General features: G+C 32.7%; 15 protein-coding genes. 3 read left to right on the forward strand and 12 right to left on the reverse strand.

The window, feature by feature from the left end:
- Positions 1-125 precede the first annotated feature (125 nt).
- Positions 126-1,694, reverse strand: a complete 1,569-nt coding sequence (locus QL232_RS21295) for a 7TM diverse intracellular signaling domain-containing protein (protein WP_168885105.1) — start codon at positions 1,692-1,694, stop codon at positions 126-128.
- A 291-nt stretch (positions 1,695-1,985) separates the two neighbouring features.
- On the opposite strand from QL232_RS21295, the gene QL232_RS21300 reads away from it, so the two are divergent.
- Entirely contained in the window at positions 1,986-2,417 is a 432-nt protein-coding gene (locus QL232_RS21300) for a PepSY-like domain-containing protein (protein WP_281615683.1), read from the forward strand.
- Positions 2,418-2,472: 55 nt separating this feature from the next.
- Here QL232_RS21300 and QL232_RS21305 read toward each other — a convergent pair whose 3' ends face one another.
- From QL232_RS21305 to QL232_RS21325, 5 genes are all read right to left on the reverse strand, one after another.
- Entirely contained in the window at positions 2,473-3,186 is a 714-nt protein-coding gene (locus tag QL232_RS21305; RefSeq protein ID WP_281615684.1) for a hypothetical protein, read from the reverse strand.
- A 178-nt stretch (positions 3,187-3,364) separates the two neighbouring features.
- A complete protein-coding gene (ahpF, locus tag QL232_RS21310; RefSeq protein WP_281615685.1) occupies positions 3,365-4,945 on the reverse strand; it encodes an alkyl hydroperoxide reductase subunit F in 1,581 nt (526 codons plus the stop codon).
- Between the two features lie 126 nt (positions 4,946-5,071).
- Complete coding sequence (gene ahpC / locus QL232_RS21315) at positions 5,072-5,635, reverse strand: alkyl hydroperoxide reductase subunit C (RefSeq protein WP_168885109.1); 564 nt, start codon at positions 5,633-5,635, stop codon at positions 5,072-5,074.
- A 239-nt stretch (positions 5,636-5,874) separates the two neighbouring features.
- Positions 5,875-6,438: an alkyl hydroperoxide reductase subunit C gene (ahpC, locus tag QL232_RS21320; protein ID WP_281615686.1), complete on the reverse strand. Its 564-nt coding sequence runs from the start codon at positions 6,436-6,438 to the stop codon at positions 5,875-5,877.
- A gap of 160 nt (positions 6,439-6,598) precedes the next feature.
- Entirely contained in the window at positions 6,599-6,973 is a 375-nt protein-coding gene (locus tag QL232_RS21325) for a hypothetical protein (RefSeq protein WP_168885110.1), read from the reverse strand.
- Between the two features lie 329 nt (positions 6,974-7,302).
- Between QL232_RS21325 and QL232_RS21330 the strand changes: the two genes are divergently transcribed.
- The gene (locus QL232_RS21330) at positions 7,303-7,863 is read left to right on the forward strand and encodes an outer membrane beta-barrel protein (RefSeq protein WP_168885111.1); all 561 of its coding nucleotides are present in this window, start codon (positions 7,303-7,305) and stop codon (positions 7,861-7,863) included.
- Between the two features lie 97 nt (positions 7,864-7,960).
- On the opposite strand, the gene QL232_RS21335 is transcribed toward QL232_RS21330, so the two are convergent.
- From QL232_RS21335 to QL232_RS21355, 5 genes are all read right to left on the reverse strand, one after another.
- Positions 7,961-9,184 carry a TlpA disulfide reductase family protein gene (locus tag QL232_RS21335; RefSeq protein ID WP_281615687.1) on the reverse strand — a complete coding sequence of 408 codons (1,224 nt, stop codon included), beginning with the start codon at positions 9,182-9,184 and terminating at the stop codon, positions 7,961-7,963.
- 79 nt (positions 9,185-9,263) lie between these two features.
- Positions 9,264-10,382, reverse strand: coding sequence for a BamA/TamA family outer membrane protein (locus tag QL232_RS21340; protein ID WP_281615688.1), 1,119 nt, complete (start codon positions 10,380-10,382; stop codon positions 9,264-9,266).
- A 150-nt stretch (positions 10,383-10,532) separates the two neighbouring features.
- A complete protein-coding gene (locus QL232_RS21345) occupies positions 10,533-12,134 on the reverse strand; it encodes a mechanosensitive ion channel family protein (protein WP_281615689.1) in 1,602 nt (533 codons plus the stop codon).
- Between the two features lie 35 nt (positions 12,135-12,169).
- Complete coding sequence (locus QL232_RS21350) at positions 12,170-12,802, reverse strand: hypothetical protein (RefSeq protein WP_281615690.1); 633 nt, start codon at positions 12,800-12,802, stop codon at positions 12,170-12,172.
- Between the two features lie 115 nt (positions 12,803-12,917).
- On the reverse strand, positions 12,918-13,433 hold the full coding sequence (locus QL232_RS21355) for a glycine zipper domain-containing protein (RefSeq protein ID WP_235958346.1): 516 nt from the start codon (positions 13,431-13,433) through the stop codon (positions 12,918-12,920).
- A gap of 520 nt (positions 13,434-13,953) precedes the next feature.
- Here QL232_RS21355 and QL232_RS21360 point away from each other — a divergent pair.
- Positions 13,954-14,775 (forward strand): SDR family NAD(P)-dependent oxidoreductase, encoded by an 822-nt coding sequence (locus tag QL232_RS21360; protein WP_281615691.1) that lies wholly within the window; start codon positions 13,954-13,956, stop codon positions 14,773-14,775.
- A gap of 301 nt (positions 14,776-15,076) precedes the next feature.
- Here QL232_RS21360 and QL232_RS21365 read toward each other — a convergent pair whose 3' ends face one another.
- On the reverse strand, positions 15,077-16,003 hold the full coding sequence (locus QL232_RS21365; RefSeq protein ID WP_281615692.1) for an AraC family transcriptional regulator: 927 nt from the start codon (positions 16,001-16,003) through the stop codon (positions 15,077-15,079).
- Positions 16,004-16,057 lie beyond the last annotated feature (54 nt).

The following is a 16,057-nucleotide window of genomic DNA, read 5'->3' on the forward strand; positions in this document are numbered from 1 at the left end:
ATCTTATGATGAATCACTTTTGATTTACTGTTGTGATTAATTCATGTTTCAAAGGAACTAAAAACCTCCCTAATTGCAAGGAAATGGGAGGTTACAATAAGTTACATTGCCTTTACAAGGTGTTACTACACTGTGATTATGTAGTCATTTAATGTTGTTTCTAGTCCTAATTTCTTCTTAATCCTAGATTTATTCACTTTTACCGCACCTTCTGAAGTACTTCTAAAACTTGCAATTTCTTTTGTTGAATAATTCAATTTTAATAAAGAACAAATTTCTAATTCAGCTGGAGTAAGATTTGGATGCATTGTTTTAAGCTTCTTAATAAAGAAAGTATCCACTTCGCTAATGTTATCTTGGAAATGAAGTTGTTTCTCATCGGAGATATTTTGATGAGAAAGATCCATAACCATCGACCTTACCTCCTTCTCTATATTTTCTTTGTTATTCAAGATCTCTTTTAATTGTAGCATTACATTCTGATGTACCGTATGTCTTCTCTTATTGTCTAAAATGACTACATCTAAATCGTCTTGTTTCGTCGCCAATGTTTGTGAAAGCTTCTTCTTCTCTATTTTAATTTGTCTATATCGATCTGCAAGAGCAAAAGACATTAGCAAGACTTCTGTTACGATAGCAAATAAATAGAAATTCTGAGTTACGATATTTTGAACTAAGATTCCGTAGAAGATAAGGGCCTGACTAATGATACCTAAAAAGTAAACTGTCCATCCTAGTAAATAGAACTTTGCCACCGAATTACCTTGTTGCACTGACTTAACACCAGTTGCTAAGGCAAAGAAGCAGTATACAGTTGTCATTATCGTTAGGAACTTATAAGTGATATCAAAACCAATGGCTTGAAGTGTACAAACAAAAACAAAAATGACGATATCTACTATCATTACCGTTCTCATTATCATATAGTATAACTTACTGGTCTGTTTCAATTTCAAGAATTTGATACAGAAAACACATGAAATTACACTAACTGTACAAACGCTGACAGCAATGATATGTGGTAGAAGTACTGCTGGTATATTTAGATACTTTAGCGTAAAGAAACCTTCCAATGATAAGGCACCAAGTAATACAAAGAAGGCATGTAATGCATAATACCCATAAATCGAATCTTTTAAATTCACTGATAGGAATACATTATATAATACCATGACAATGAAAATACCTAAAAGGATTCCATACTTTGTTATTTGAATGAATTCAGTCTTTTCTATTTCGATATGATCCACCAAAGTGATTCCATAGATATGACTGTAGTTATTTTTTGCTCTGAAATAAAATACATTAGAGCCTTTGTGCAATGTTATGGGAAAGTAAAAACCAGAAGCATTTGTTTCCGAATTGTCTACTTTCACTCCACCAAGCTGTGATACAAGTTGATTATTTGCATCATAATGATAGAAAGTAAGACTATCAACAAGTGTCTTATTAAATTTTAGAAATTCTCTTCGCACCTCATCTGATTCTATTTCAGCCTTGATCCATACCGGAGTTGGACTATAACTTAAATTAATCTGATGACCTGGAACGTCATTAAAAGGTACCTCGTCGATAGTACTGATTTGAATTGAATTGTTTCGATCCCATATGTATGACAATGAAAGTTTTGAATTTTTTGCACCAAGAGACGAAAAAGCAAATAGCAAAAAGATGAATAAGTGTGAGTAGTTCATATTTAAATAGTGTCGTGTAGATTCTTTAACCAGTAAAGGGTGAAAGTAGATAGATGTACTCAATTTATGTTATTTTTTTTTAGATAACATAAAATAATACGTGAAAAAAATAACATAGACTCTCCCATTTTAGACACTATTCACCACCTTTTAATCAAATTATTATACCCTTAATTTTATTCACAAATATCTATTAAATAAGTAGTTAAGAAACGTAAAATAGTTAATCTAACAATGATCACAACCACGTATTCTTCATAGTCAATGTGCTACATTAGAAAAAACAAAATCATGAAAAAAACTTTATTTATCTTTTTATTCACCTGCTTAATATCATCATTATTTATAGGTTGTGATACTGCTCAGGAGGTGAACCCTGCCAATCTTCCAGATAACATCTATAATTATATAGAAATGCATTTTCCAGATGCTCAAATCACTTCATCAGAAATTGATGACGATGGATATGAAGTTACTTTGGATTCTGGGTATGAATTAGAATTTAATAGTCAGGGAGATATTGATAAGATCGAAGCATTAAATAATCAGCCTATTCCTCCTAGTTGTTTAGAGGAAAATATTACTGAATATGTTGAAAATACTTTTCCAGGAAATTATGTAGTCGAATGGGAAGACAATGGCGTATCTCAAGAAGTTAAAGTATCGAACGGAGTTGAAATAATTTTTGATGCCGGTGGACATTTTATGGGATATGACGAATAAAGATAGATTTTAATAAACAAAAAGGTCGAAGCGATATCACTTCGATCTTTTTGTTTTATATATCTTTAGATTGTAAGTATTCATTAAATCTGTTCATTTTGGATATTAATACTTCTACCCAATCTAAACTTTTAAATACTTCCATTCCATTTTCAGCATCATAGTGTCCCGATAATAACAACATGGAATGTACAAACTTTTCTGTTTCGATCTTCTGAGCAATCCACATTATCACTAAAGATACACTAGTAAATTGAAAGTGTTCGTTGAGCATGTCCAATGCCATGATCTCTTTCAATTTAAAAGGTTTCATTAATGATTCTACTTGTTCAATAGTTGCTTGAGGAATTTTATCTCCTTCAGCAAGATTCTCCATATCCTGGTCTTCTGCCAAGGGTAAATTAATATAAGCATCTCCTAAATACGCTTTCAGTTCGGTAATTGCCTTTGCCTCTTCTGTATTACTTGCATTTAATCTGAATGCCCTATCCCATTGTATCACTTCAGATATATCATATTCTAATTCATCTTCATCCTCTAATTTAAGTGCAGTCAGTGAGCTTAAATTACAATAGATATAACTTCTTTGCGGAATGAAATGTCCTTCTTCATCGTACATATCACTTTCATTGAAGTCATCCATCAACATTTTAGTCACTTCTTCAGGTGTGGATAAAATTGGGTCTCCAGCATGGTTCAATAAAGGAATACTTTCATCTTCAGTTACCAAGATAGCGTGGTCCTGATCTATTCTTTGAATTTTGTACATGAGTATATTTTAGAGATGATAAATCCGTACGGTGCCAAAGATCTATAATATTAATTTGTAATAAAAGGATGCTCCAAATTGATTAATACTTATTGTGCTTAGTATTATATGAGAAAAGGCTGTTACATATTTAATGCAACAGCCTTTTTATATATTCATCTAACCTAATTTTGTCTGCTTATGCCAGTTCCAATTCTTGAGCATTTACAGTCTGTAAGTTCTTTATACTATCTTCAAAAGATGAAAGTGCCGCTTTAGAGCCTTCTCCCATTGCAATTACAATTTGTTTGTAAGGAACAATAGATACATCACCGGCAGCATAAATACCTGGTTGATTTGTTCTACAGTGAGCATCAATCTCGATTTCACCCATTCTATTTGTCTTTACAATCTCTTTGAAAACATCACTATTTGCTTTTAAACCAATTTGTACAAAAACACCATCTGTTTTAATTGATTTAATTTCTTCTGTAGCTCTGTCTTTATATTGAAGTGCCGTTACTTGTTTTCCATCACCAATTACTTCTGAAGTAGCTGCATTTTTCACTACAGTAACATTTGGTAGAGCATTTACTTTATCTTGTAATACTTGATCACCTTTTAAAGTATCCATAAACTCTAAAACTGTTACTTCTGAAGCAATCGCAGATAAATCAATGGCAGCTTCTAAGCCTGAATTACCTCCACCAACTACAACTACTTTCTTATTTTTAAAATAAGGAGCATCACAGTGAGTACAGAAAGCAACACCTGAACCGATATATTCCGTCTCACCAGGAACACCCAATTTTCTCCAACTTGCACCTGTAGCGATAATTAAAGAAGGAGTAGTGAAGACTTCACCCATAGAAGTTGTTACTTTTTTATAACCATCTACCACTTCAACATTTTCAACCATACGGTTTTCAAGAATATCGATAGAGTAATCTTTAAGATGACTATAAAGGTTGGCAGTTAATTCAGCTCCAGTCGTTTTTGTAATTGAAATCATGTTTTCGATACCCACTGTTTCTTTTACTTGACCACCAATTACACCTGCAACTACTGCTACTTTAAATCCTTTTCTCGCAGAGTATACTGCCGAAGCTACACCTGCGGGTCCACCACCTACAACTACAACATCGTATTCTTTTTCGATAACATGTGCTGGATCAACTTTCGTTTCTACTGTTGATTCTAATTTTGCTAATAATTCTCCTAATGATGCTCTTCCTACATGAAATTGCTCACCATTAGCCAATACAGTTGGTACAGCTTGGATACCTAATTTTTCAACTTCTTCCTTATTAATACCACCATCAATAATATTGTGCTCAATATTTGGGTTTAAGATAGCCATCACATTAAGTGCCTGAACTACTTCTGGGCAGTTCGTACAAGTCAGAGAGATGTAACTATTGATGACTACTTTTTCACTAATACTTTTGATTTTGGCTGTAACACCATCATCAGGAAGATTTTTACCAAGACCTTCTAAATTTAAAACAGCCATTAAAAGTGTTGTAAACTCATGACCTGTTGGTACTGCTCTAAAAACAATATTCGACGGTTGGTTATCTTTTACTATTCGTAATGATAATCCTTCACCATTCTGAACATCTAAAGTGACTTTATCCGAAGTTGAAGCAACATCTTCTAAAAGAGTTACCAAATCATTTTTACTTGAATGATCTTCTGCTACCTCTACCTTTAATGTATATTCACTTTTTAGGTTACCAAAAAGGGCTGTTACTTGACTTTTTAATGCTTGTTCTAACATGATGGTTTCTTTTTTCAAATGGGGGTTAGGAAGTGAAAGCCACCACACACGATGGCTTTCTATATATTTATCAGAGTGAGTGTAAATTAAAAGTACTTTTCCATTAATTAGAAAAGCTATTTGATATTAGATTAAACCTACTAGATCTATACTAGGCTTTAATGTTTCGTTACCTTCTTTCCATTTTGCAGGACATACCTCAGATGGGTTAGCAGCTACAAATTGTAAAGCTTTTAATTTTCTTAGTAACTCTTCAGCATTACGACCTACGTTACCTGCTACTACTTCGTAAGATACGATCTCACCTTCTGGGTTAACGATGAAAGTACCTCTTTCTGCCATACCATCTTCTTCGATCATTACATCAAAACCTCTTGATAACACTCCTGTTGGATCTGCTAACATTGGGTAGTTGATTTTCTTGATGGTCTCTGAAGTGTCATGCCATGCTTTGTGTACGAAATGTGTATCTGTTGATACTGAAAATACTTCTGTTCCAGTTGCTTTGAACTCCTCGTATAAGTTCGCTAAATCTTCAAGCTCAGTAGGACATACAAAAGTAAAATCTGCTGGGTAGAAGAAGAATACTGACCATTTACCTAAAACGTCTGATTTAGTTACTTCTTCGAATCCGTTGTTTTGGAATGATTGTACTTTGAAGTCTACGATTTGTTTTCCGATTTGTGACATAATGTATGTTTAGTTTAAAAGTTTTCTTTCTGATTGATTACGATACAAACATACGGCGACTTTCTATATTTGTAAAATTGATTGTTTTTATAACACTATAATAAAAAACTATAATCAATCATTTTTTCTTATAAGAAAAGCTTATATACCTTATAAAAGTAACATCCGCCAGTAAAGAATAAAGCCATTGCAGTAATAAAACTACAATGGCTATTATTCTTATGGATATATTCTGATGATTAGATTAAACCTACTAAATCAATACTAGGCTTTAATGTCTCATTACCTTCTTTCCATTTTGCAGGACAAACCTCAGATGGGTTAGCAGCTACAAATTGTAAAGCTTTTAATTTTCTTAGTAACTCTTCAGCATTACGACCTACGTTACCTGCTACTACTTCGTAAGATACGATCTCGCCTTCTGGGTTAACGATGAAAGTACCTCTTTCTGCCATACCATCTTCTTCGATCATTACATCAAAACCTCTTGATAACACTCCTGTTGGATCTGCTAACATTGGGTAGTTGATTTTCTTGATAGTCTCTGAAGTGTCATGCCATGCTTTGTGTACGAAATGCGTATCTGTTGATACTGAATATACTTCTGTACCTGTAGCTTTGAATTCTTCGTATAAGTTGGCTAAATCTTCAAGCTCAGTAGGACATACGAAAGTAAAATCTGCTGGGTAGAAGAAGAATACTGACCATTTACCTAAAACGTCTGCTTTAGTTACTTCTTCGAATCCGTTGTTTTGGAATGATTGTACTTTGAAGTCTACGATTTGTTTTCCGATTTGTGACATATGATAATATGAGATTATAAAATTATTGTTTTATTTCCTTTTTGATGACACAAACTTAATAGGCATCTCAAAATAAGTCAAAGTGATAATATCTATACTGATATAGAATAAATTTATAAACCTATATTCATCTCTTGTCTTTCAAGGTATTGAAGTACTATTATTTCTTTACATACACCTCTTGCCAATTCGTAATTTTATCTTCTTCATTAAATTTCAACATTAGCATTGTTGAAAAATGATCTTCAGAACCATCTAGCCTCGTAATTGCAGGATCCATCACTATCACTACATTATCTTTATTACAGACATATTCTTGTACATTGTAATTAATAGAATCTATTGTTGATTTAAAACCTAGAAGGTAATTAAGGTAAGATTCATAATTTACTTCGTACTCTCTTCCATTCACCTTTATCGTAAATTCTGGTGCGAAGGATATAGCAATATCATATTTGGTAATTTTTGAGGAAGAAATTAAATGTTTAATATTCCATGCTAATAACTTTTTGGCTAATAGTTCTTTCTTTTCCATTCAATATTACTGTCAATTTTTAAATGTTTAAATTTAAGTAATTCTCTATTAGCAAATAGGCTTATTTATAGTTATTTAGATAATGCAGGCTTTAATTAAGAGGAATTATTTTTTCGACTCTTCTCCAATACTGAAGTTGATTTTATTAGAAGGTTACATCTGGGATCTCTCTTGACTTAGTGCTTCTTGTTTTTGATGGTAAGCACTTTCTAACACCATATAATCAGATTTTGAAAAAACATAAACAAATTATAAACAAAAATACTGATAATCATCACGTTAATAAGCTCAGATGTAATTTAAAAATAATCAATTTATCAAATAATCAAATGAAAAAAAGTTTATTACTGACTTTGTTTGCCCTGTTATGTATCACGGCATCGTCACAAGCTCAATTTTACGTAGGTGCCTCAGGAGGTAACTCATTCATCAATCATAACCTAAAAAGCATCGAAGGAGATAACTTTAAAGTAAACGATAACACTGGTAGCTGGAAAGTATATGGTGGTATTGGAAATAGATTCTTAGGATTAGAAGGTGGTTACCGTAGCGTAGGTACTGTACAAGGTAACGAAGGTGGTTATGCTTACGATAGCAATATCACTGGTTGGGATGCTGCATTAAAAGGTACTATCCATATTGGACCTGTTTTCGGTTTTGCTAAAGCTGGTGCATTCTTTGGAAAATATGAAGACCAAATTACTGGTGGCGAAATGGTAAGCTATAAAGATACTTCATTTATGTGGGGTGTAGGTGCAGGCGTTCTTTTAGGTAAAACTTTCGAGATCCGTATGGAGTGGGAAGCACTTAACCTTTCTAGCAGCCAAAAAATATCAACTCTTTCTCTAGGTACTGCTATTCACCTTGGTGGAAACAAAGATAAAAACTAAGCTATCCTACATTTAGAATAATACCTTTTCAATAAAGGATAAGCTTAAGGAAAAACACCTTATCGCATAGATATTAACTATACGATAAGGTGTTTTTTTATAATGATTTCTTTTTCTTCTTTCCTTTATTCTTGTCCGATTTTTCATCTTCAACAGGCGGAATATATTCTTTTGCTAAAGCTTTATCGATACTATAGGATAGTCTATCTACAATGTCTTTTTTATATCCAATTGTATAATTGATATAATTACCATCCTTATCAATAACAATATTTGTTGGATAAAGTGCTACTTCAAATTTATGTGCCAACTCTCTTGCCTCTTCCACTTGAGGATATTGGAAATTATACTTCCGATTGAACTTTTCAATTTTATAAGCGGGATCAAGTGAAAGTGCTAAAAAGATAACATCAGAGTTGTCCTTATACTTATTATAAAGTTCGTTTAACTTCGGTACCTCCATAATACAAGACTTACAAGTCGAAAACCAAAAGTTATAAACAATCACTTTACCTCGATAATCTTTGGTCTTCACTTTATCAAAATCCGTTGTAGAGCAACGAATATCTGGGGCCTTATTTCCTAAGAAATCGTTCTTAGCCTTATCTTTTATCTGAGCTGCTCTATCCTTTGATTCTTGTTCTTTCTTTTTAAACTCCTCTTTAGAAATAACATAATAATCCTCGATGTTATAGGCTGTATTGTCCAAATTCGTGAAGATAACTTTCTCTGCCACTAATTTATAATGACCATATCTTTTAGAGTATTTAGGCAATTCCATAAAGAACTCTATTCCATCAATATCAAAATTCTGGACATTCTTTAAACCAAATTTTTCGGTTGTATACAAGTATTTCTTTTCACCTTTAATGATTACTTCATACTTCTTGCAATTATATCCAGCTATTTCTTTTGACTCTCCTTCTATTAAAGTTGCAGGTTTTAATTTTTCGTCTTCTGAAAAACTCTGATAGTAGCCTGCTCCTGATTTGGTTTGCCTATACTTTTTCAGGTAATATACTTGCTCTCTTTTAAAGTCGACATAAGTTAAACTTTCTAAGTAAGCTGATTTGGGATTTACATAAGTAAGCTTGCTGACCAACTTTTTTCGGTTGAAGTAAACTACTCTTTCTGATGTAAAATTGGGATCATTCTTCTTTAAATTTGAAATATCATGATCAAACACTTTTCTATATTGAATCACCACATCTCCTTTCATTTTTTGAAAGGCTTCTGTCATATGCTCAGATTCTTGGGCATTACTTATTAATGAAAAAAATAGTAGTCCTAGCCACACCAATTGTAGGTAAATAAATTTCATAGATTGAAAAAAACGTTTGCTTAGTTGATTATTAACATGATAAAATTAGATAAAAATATGAATACTAAAAACATCTCCATTAAAATGCTTCTGTCATATTAAAATATATAAGCTGCTGGTTTTGAATAGGGTCATGTCCAATATCAATTCTAAAATTCATTCGAGGTTGTACTTCAAAACGTAAACCTAAACCAATGTTTGGAAGTACTCCTTTGGGAGTAAAAATATCGGGACCAATGGTTCCTACACCACTCCATACTGCATAGCCAAACTTTGAGAGAAACTTTGATGAAGAATTGACCATAGATCGAAATTCAACCATCACATAAGCTGAAGTTTTATCTCTGAATTGTCCCTTATAATATCCTCTTAGATCAAATGGAGAACCTATTGTTGATAGTTCTGTAAATGGTATATTCCCTGATGCTGTTCTCATGTAAGCAGTCCAAGCTAATACCTTTCTTTCTCCTAATCTTGGTAATTTTTTGTATTGTCTGTATTCTAACTTGATGTAATCCCAATCACTAGAACTTGACAATGCCTTATCATATACCCGCATTGAAAAGTCAAAATAAATTCCTGACCAAGCATTAGATGGAATATCTCTAGTATCGTAAGAAAGCCGTACACCTATTCCTACATTATTAAAAACGGCTCCTTTATCAGTACCTCCTTGTTCGATGTAGCTTAAATCTTCTCTCACCCCCTTTGATACATGTGTAAGTATTCGATTAGTATAATCGATAGATGGTCCTAAAAAGAACGGTGTCTTATTGATCCGAAAAAGTATATCGTTTCTTATAATTACTGAATTCTGAAAGAACCTTGTTGTATGGTCTCCTCTTTTTATTGAAATATTTTCTTCGTATCCAATTCCATAAAAGTGATTGAACTTATTGAGGTATTGCCAATTAGAGAATACTCTTATTTTTCCTTTTGCAAAGTATAACTGAGGTTTAATAATAACATCATGCCCTTCTTCTAAAATGGTAAAACTTAACGGAACAACAGACCGTTGCTGGATGGTTTTACTAGTTCTAAAAGTACATAACATAGTTCCTCCAACTAATAAACCATAGTCTGGAGAATAAGCTGGTCCACCTAAAATAGAATATTTAAAGTCCCTTTTCTTACTTTGAGCTGATGTCTTCACTATCACAAAAAACACCAAACAGAATAAGCATGTTAATTTTTTCATAGTATAGATTCATAGCATTACAGTAATCTCAAAGATAAATATAAAAACTATTCAATCGAATGATTTAATTTTATTTCACAAAAAAGCTTTTCAATTCATGATGGAGAACTAAAAAGCTATATTTCAGAAAAATAAGAACGCACATATCAGTTAGTCGTCTCTTTTCATGTATAATGTTTGTGTTGGGAAAGCAAAATCAACACCTATTTCTTTTGCCTTTCTAAGAATGGAAAGAATCAGTTTTTCTCTTGCATTTAATTCTTCTGACCAGTCCTTTACACTAAAGAAAACATACAATAATACATCTAATGAACTCGCTGAAAATTCGTTCATATGCACTTCGTAAAAGTCTTTTCTAGTTCTAGGGTGTTGCTTAATAATATCCTTAACTACTTTAATAAATTCCTCGATCTTGTCTGGAGTGGTATTGTAAGGTAAAGACAAGTATGTTTTATAACGTCTATATTCTCTTTTTCCAAAGTTATCTACATCTGTGTTCACTACTGTTCCATTAGGAATATTCAATAATGAATCTTGAAAAGTACGGATCCTTGTCGTTCTAAAGCCAATTTCTTCTACGATACCTTCCTGTCCTTTGATATTTACCCAATCTCCTACGACAAAAGGTTTATCAGCAAAAATCATAAGTGAACCAAAGAAGTTTTTTACCGTATCTTGGGCTGCAAAAGCTAAAGCTACACCACCAAAAGAAATACCGGTAATTAACCTAGAAACGTCTATTCCGAAAACGGATAACCCAAACAATATACCGATGACTATAAAAGTGATACGAAAACAAACCCTTATCACCGGAATTAAGTTCTTGTCTACTTTACTTGATTTATGTGAAAAGTATTGAATTCGAACTACGAAAATATCTGCAATGTAGAAGAGCAATATGATAACATAAAAGCTCGAAATAAGCTTTATGATATTCATGGCAACGTAAGTCACTTGTTCGGAAAGTAAAATAAAAGGAACCATATAGTACCATATCACCATAATCATGATCATAGCTATCGGGTTTCTCAACTTTAATACAATCAGCTTCCCTAAGTTTTCTTGATTGATCTTCGCCAAAAAGTCTTTTAAAAACTTATTTGTCAACCATACTCCAAAGTAATAAAACAAATAACTAGAGATAATTAATACCGCTAAAGATGCCCATTGCCACAGTTTCACTCCTAAAAACTTTGAAGATGATTGCTTCGGTTTTGAAGCAAAAAGCACCAAGTTACTGGTTAGAGAAGGATATAACTCTCTAAATAAAGTATGGATTCTTTGGGTAGAATAGATCGAATACATCCATTCTCCATTTTCCTGCTTCTCTAGGTAAATATTGGGGAGATTCTTACTAACAAAATATCTATTCGTATTTGATTTTTTATCGATATAATTCTTCGTTAAGGGGATATCTTCATTATCAATAAAGATCCCTTTTTGAAAGAAAATCAATTTAAGTTCAATGGCCAGTTGTTTCCGTTGTTTAAAGGTTAAATTATACTTGGGAAACGCCATTGCTGCCACTCCAGGGTGATAATTATCTTCATCAAGGTTATCTATATGAGTATGCAAAGTATGGTAAGGAGTACTTAAAGAATACTCGATACTATCTACTTTGGCAAAGTTATAAAAGTCATGATCCGTTGGATAACTAGATAGTTCCTGAACGGTTGTTACTACATTATCTGCCATTACCGAGGTAATTCCCCAGAACAACAGAAGAATGAAAAGATGAATTTTGTTAAGCATTATTGAAAAGAAGTCTAGGTGATTGAAAATAGGTTTTATTGTTGCCGGTTTCGTCTTGAATATTCGTTGTAATCCTCAGTTTTAATGATTCGGGCAGTACCTGAAGCAGGAATTCCTCTTTGTCCTTGAAATAAATAATAAGATACATCAGAGATCTCTTCCATTTGTACACTGTTCATCATATCTAGTTTTATGATATACTTGTCTCCATAATCCAGTTGACTTTCAGTTAATAATCGAAAGGTGAAGTGGTTACCATGTAATTCTAAACTCTTATGTTTTCCATCCGCTTCTACGACGAAATCATTTTGATCATTTTGGTTTATTTGTAGTAATATATTCTCTCCCAAATATCCATATGGAACTGTCTCATTACTCCATAATAAGGTATCAGTAAAGTGGAAATTCAAAAGATCCAAATAGCATGTTGGATGCTGATCTAAAACGATAATAGAATCATTAATTTGTAATTGTAACGATTGAACTCCTATAAAAACAGAATCAACATTATCTAAATTATGATGAATGGCTCCTTTAATAGGTTTCGCCATTTTAAAACCGGTAGCTTGTAAGCTAACACTAGCCTTTGTTATTGGGTTTTCAATTTGAAGTTGACATGAAGTAATAACAAGGCTGATTGAAGAAATAAAAAAAAGTAGCCTTTTCATAAAAAAATTATCCACCTGACTAATACGAAAATGATTAGCCAGGTACTTTATGGTTAATGATAATACTGTAACTCTTAGAGAGTTTCTGGAGTATTGATTTATCTTAGAAATAGCATTATTTCACTGTATAACCTTTGCCGGTCATACAAGCAGAAAAAGCCTTTTTAAATTGAGCATCCATTTGCTGTAACTGTTGCTCAGCTTGTGCATTATTAGCAGCTTGTTGTTCTTTTTTTTGATCGTGCTTTACTTTCGCACCTCTAACAGTTCCTGCAATAGCACCTATTGCAGCACCTTTTCCTGCATCGCCAGCAACAGCTCCAATTGCGGCTCCCGTTCCAGCTCCTACTGCTGTATTTTTTACTACCGTTCCATCAGCACTATTGGTTGCTTTTGTGGGTGTAATTTGGGGTGGGTTGGCAGGATCATAACCTGTCTGGTTTACCGCCCATTGGTAGCACTCCGATTGGTCTTTAGTAATGTTTGCAGCACTTTGTCCGTCTGTTGGTACTATATACATCCCAAACTTCTCGGAAATTATTGCATCTTGTTTCGCATTACTATGATGCGTAAATAAGTAAAGTATTGCTACAACCAAAACAGCAACTGCAGCTATATGTGACTTTTTCATTTTAAAGCTATTATTAATATCTATACCTTTTAAAAAACGAATTCAGTCTCTATACTGTATTCAAAAAAACGCTGTGGTTTTGCAAAAAATGTTTATTGGTTTTCAGTATTTCACCTCACAATAAACACTCCTATCCTGTATTATCATAAAATACCTTTACTAACTAAAATGATAGATTACTTAAAAAGTATAGATAAAAAGAAAGGGTACCAAAACGGTACCCTATTACTTAATTTAGACAGTTTTTATAGTTAGAAAATTACCTAACTCACCTATTTTCCTATACGGATATTACTACACTACTTTACTTCATCTATCTAATGTCTTTAGAGGTTTTATTCGCTATGTTGAACTTTTTCGTAGTGTACAGTAATAGAAACGGCAGTTCTCAAAAAAATAAATGCATTTGCTGATTGTTGTTTTTTAAAAAATAGCTTTCTCATTTTTTCTACTCATCCTCTGATGTTTATCAACAATTATTGGATTAAATTGGTTATGGTATCAATCAATTTAAATAATTATGAAGAAAACTATTCTTATTACTGGTAGTACCGATGGCATAGGAAAACTTGCTGCAATACAGTTGGCAAAAGACGGACATACTGTTTATATCCATGGAAGAAATGTTGATAAGTTGAATGTAGTTGTTGAGGAAATCAAAAAGTTATCAACAAATGAACATGTCAACGGATTTATTGGTGACTTATCTGATACTAAAGGTGTCCAATCGCTAGCAAATGACATTCTCAATCAACTCGATCATTTAGATGTACTTATTAATAATGCAGGTGTGTTTAAAAGTACATTAGCTAGTAATCAACAAGGCATTGATCTAAGAATTGCCGTAAATTACTACGCCCCTTATATTCTAACCAATGCATTACTTCCTATTCTAAAAAAAGGTAATCATCCAAGAATCATCAACTTAAGTTCTGCAGCACAAACTCCTGTATCATTAGAGTTACTAAAAGGAAAAGCAGAGCAAAACGAAAGTTCTACGTATGCACAAAGTAAACTAGCACTAACCATGTGGAGTTTTGATCTTGCTCAACAAGAAAAGAATATTACTGTTATTCCTGTCAACCCGGGATCTCTTTTGAATACAAATATGGTAAAAGAAGCATATGGCAAGTTTTGGTCTTCTGCAGATAAAGGGAGTCAAATTTTGTACGATTTAGCTACAAGTGAAGAACATGCCCAACATTCTGGAGAGTACTTTGACAATGATGCAGGCAAGTACAACCAAGCTCACTCAGATGCTTATCAAAAAAATAAAATAAAGGATTTGTTGGCTGTAACAGCTGATATGACACAGCTAAAAAAACAAAGGAAGTTGTCTTAGTAATTAAAGACAACTTCTTTGTTTTATTGATCATATTAAACTTATCAACTCAACATTTTTTGATATCGTCTAACACAAATCAAGTTGGTTCTAGAATAACTGAAGTTTCATTTTAATTGGATTAGTTCATAGCATCCTAACCTAATTTTTATTGTCAATCAATCATTAATGTATCAGGTTATAGATCTAAGAGAGTGTACTAAAATAATCAACTTTGTTTTTGCTAAGTACAATTATAAAAACGGTACTTATTAAAGATGTACTAAGAGATTCTGTCAGAAAAACAATAAATTTTGTTAGATCACTCTGGTAATTGTTTTTGATATTGTTTGGGTGTTGTACCTACCTCTTTTTTGAAAACTGAAGCAAAATGACTGGAGTTTGAAAAGCCTAAGTCCATTGCGATCATCCTTATAGACTTTTCACCTCTTTTTAATAGTTCTTTTGCGGAGTCAAGACGTACTTGTTGTTGAAATTGATAAATTGGGATACCAAAAGTACTTTTAAATTGTAACCTTAGATTACTATTACTCATTCCACATTCCCGAGCAATATGATCCACATCTAAAGGAGTACCATTATTATTAAGTATCATATCTCTGGCTTTAAATACCAGTTGAATATTGATTGAAGTATATTCTTCGTTTTTTATCATTTCTCTTGAGGAAATTTGGTCCATCAAAAGGTGAAAAATAAACCTGACAAAATCCTCAAGAAACTCAGTAAACAATAGAGACTCTTTCTGTTCTAGTATTCTAAAAAACGCTCCCCTTATTAACGTAGTTAGTTCTTCAAATACGGTAAATGTTTTTCCTTCCGGGAAAACTTTCTGTAATGCTTCTGATTTTGCTACAATTTCCCGAAAGTAACTTTTCCTTACTCTGATAAATACCATTTCAACTCTTTGGTTGGCTGGTAAAGTCCATCGAATATTCTGTTTGTTGTTAGAGAGTAATGCTCCATTTAAGACCGATTGGTACTTCCCTTCGAAAATTACAGAAGACTTATGACTAAAAATGATAGGATAAAAATCTTCATCATCTTCCATAATAAAAGTAGCTCCTGAGATATCCTTGTTGAGTTTAAAACATAGCCTTGCTACATCAAAATTTGAAGATAATTTATAAGCATCTAATGTGCCCTCTCCATGTTCTGAAGGAATGGTGATTTTTCCATCTTTTTGTTGACCTCCAACTAATTCTCTCCAATAATTCAGAATATTATGCATACTATATCTAACATGATCGTTTATAATAATTTACAAAAAATCATCAAGACTTCT

It is taken from the genome of Flammeovirga sp. SubArs3, from assembly GCF_947387565.1.
GTDB classification, from domain to species: Bacteria; Bacteroidota; Bacteroidia; order Cytophagales; family Flammeovirgaceae; genus Flammeovirga; species Flammeovirga agarivorans.

Excerpts from the sequence above, each read along its gene's own strand:
- QL232_RS21345 (WP_281615689.1), bottom strand. The coding sequence starts at position 12,134 with ATGCTTAACAAAATTCATCTTTTCATTCTTCTGTTGTTCTGGGGAATT.
- QL232_RS21300 (WP_281615683.1), top strand. The coding sequence starts at position 1,986 with ATGAAAAAAACTTTATTTATCTTTTTATTCACCTGCTTAATATCATCA.
- QL232_RS21335 (WP_281615687.1), bottom strand. The coding sequence starts at position 9,184 with ATGAAATTTATTTACCTACAATTGGTGTGGCTAGGACTACTATTTTTT.
- QL232_RS21330 (WP_168885111.1), top strand. The coding sequence starts at position 7,303 with ATGAAAAAAAGTTTATTACTGACTTTGTTTGCCCTGTTATGTATCACG.
- ahpC (WP_168885109.1), bottom strand. The coding sequence starts at position 5,635 with ATGTCACAAATCGGAAAACAAATCGTAGACTTCAAAGTACAATCATTC.
- QL232_RS21360 (WP_281615691.1), top strand. The coding sequence starts at position 13,954 with ATGAAGAAAACTATTCTTATTACTGGTAGTACCGATGGCATAGGAAAA.
- QL232_RS21325 (WP_168885110.1), bottom strand. The coding sequence starts at position 6,973 with ATGGAAAAGAAAGAACTATTAGCCAAAAAGTTATTAGCATGGAATATT.
- QL232_RS21350 (WP_281615690.1), bottom strand. The coding sequence starts at position 12,802 with ATGAAAAGGCTACTTTTTTTTATTTCTTCAATCAGCCTTGTTATTACT.
- ahpF (WP_281615685.1), bottom strand. The coding sequence starts at position 4,945 with ATGTTAGAACAAGCATTAAAAAGTCAAGTAACAGCCCTTTTTGGTAAC.
- QL232_RS21340 (WP_281615688.1), bottom strand. The coding sequence starts at position 10,382 with ATGAAAAAATTAACATGCTTATTCTGTTTGGTGTTTTTTGTGATAGTG.
- QL232_RS21305 (WP_281615684.1), bottom strand. The coding sequence starts at position 3,186 with ATGTACAAAATTCAAAGAATAGATCAGGACCACGCTATCTTGGTAACT.
- QL232_RS21355 (WP_235958346.1), bottom strand. The coding sequence starts at position 13,433 with ATGAAAAAGTCACATATAGCTGCAGTTGCTGTTTTGGTTGTAGCAATA.
- QL232_RS21295 (WP_168885105.1), bottom strand. The coding sequence starts at position 1,694 with ATGAACTACTCACACTTATTCATCTTTTTGCTATTTGCTTTTTCGTCT.
- ahpC (WP_281615686.1), bottom strand. The coding sequence starts at position 6,438 with ATGTCACAAATCGGAAAACAAATCGTAGACTTCAAAGTACAATCATTC.
- QL232_RS21365 (WP_281615692.1), bottom strand. The coding sequence starts at position 16,003 with ATGCATAATATTCTGAATTATTGGAGAGAATTAGTTGGAGGTCAACAA.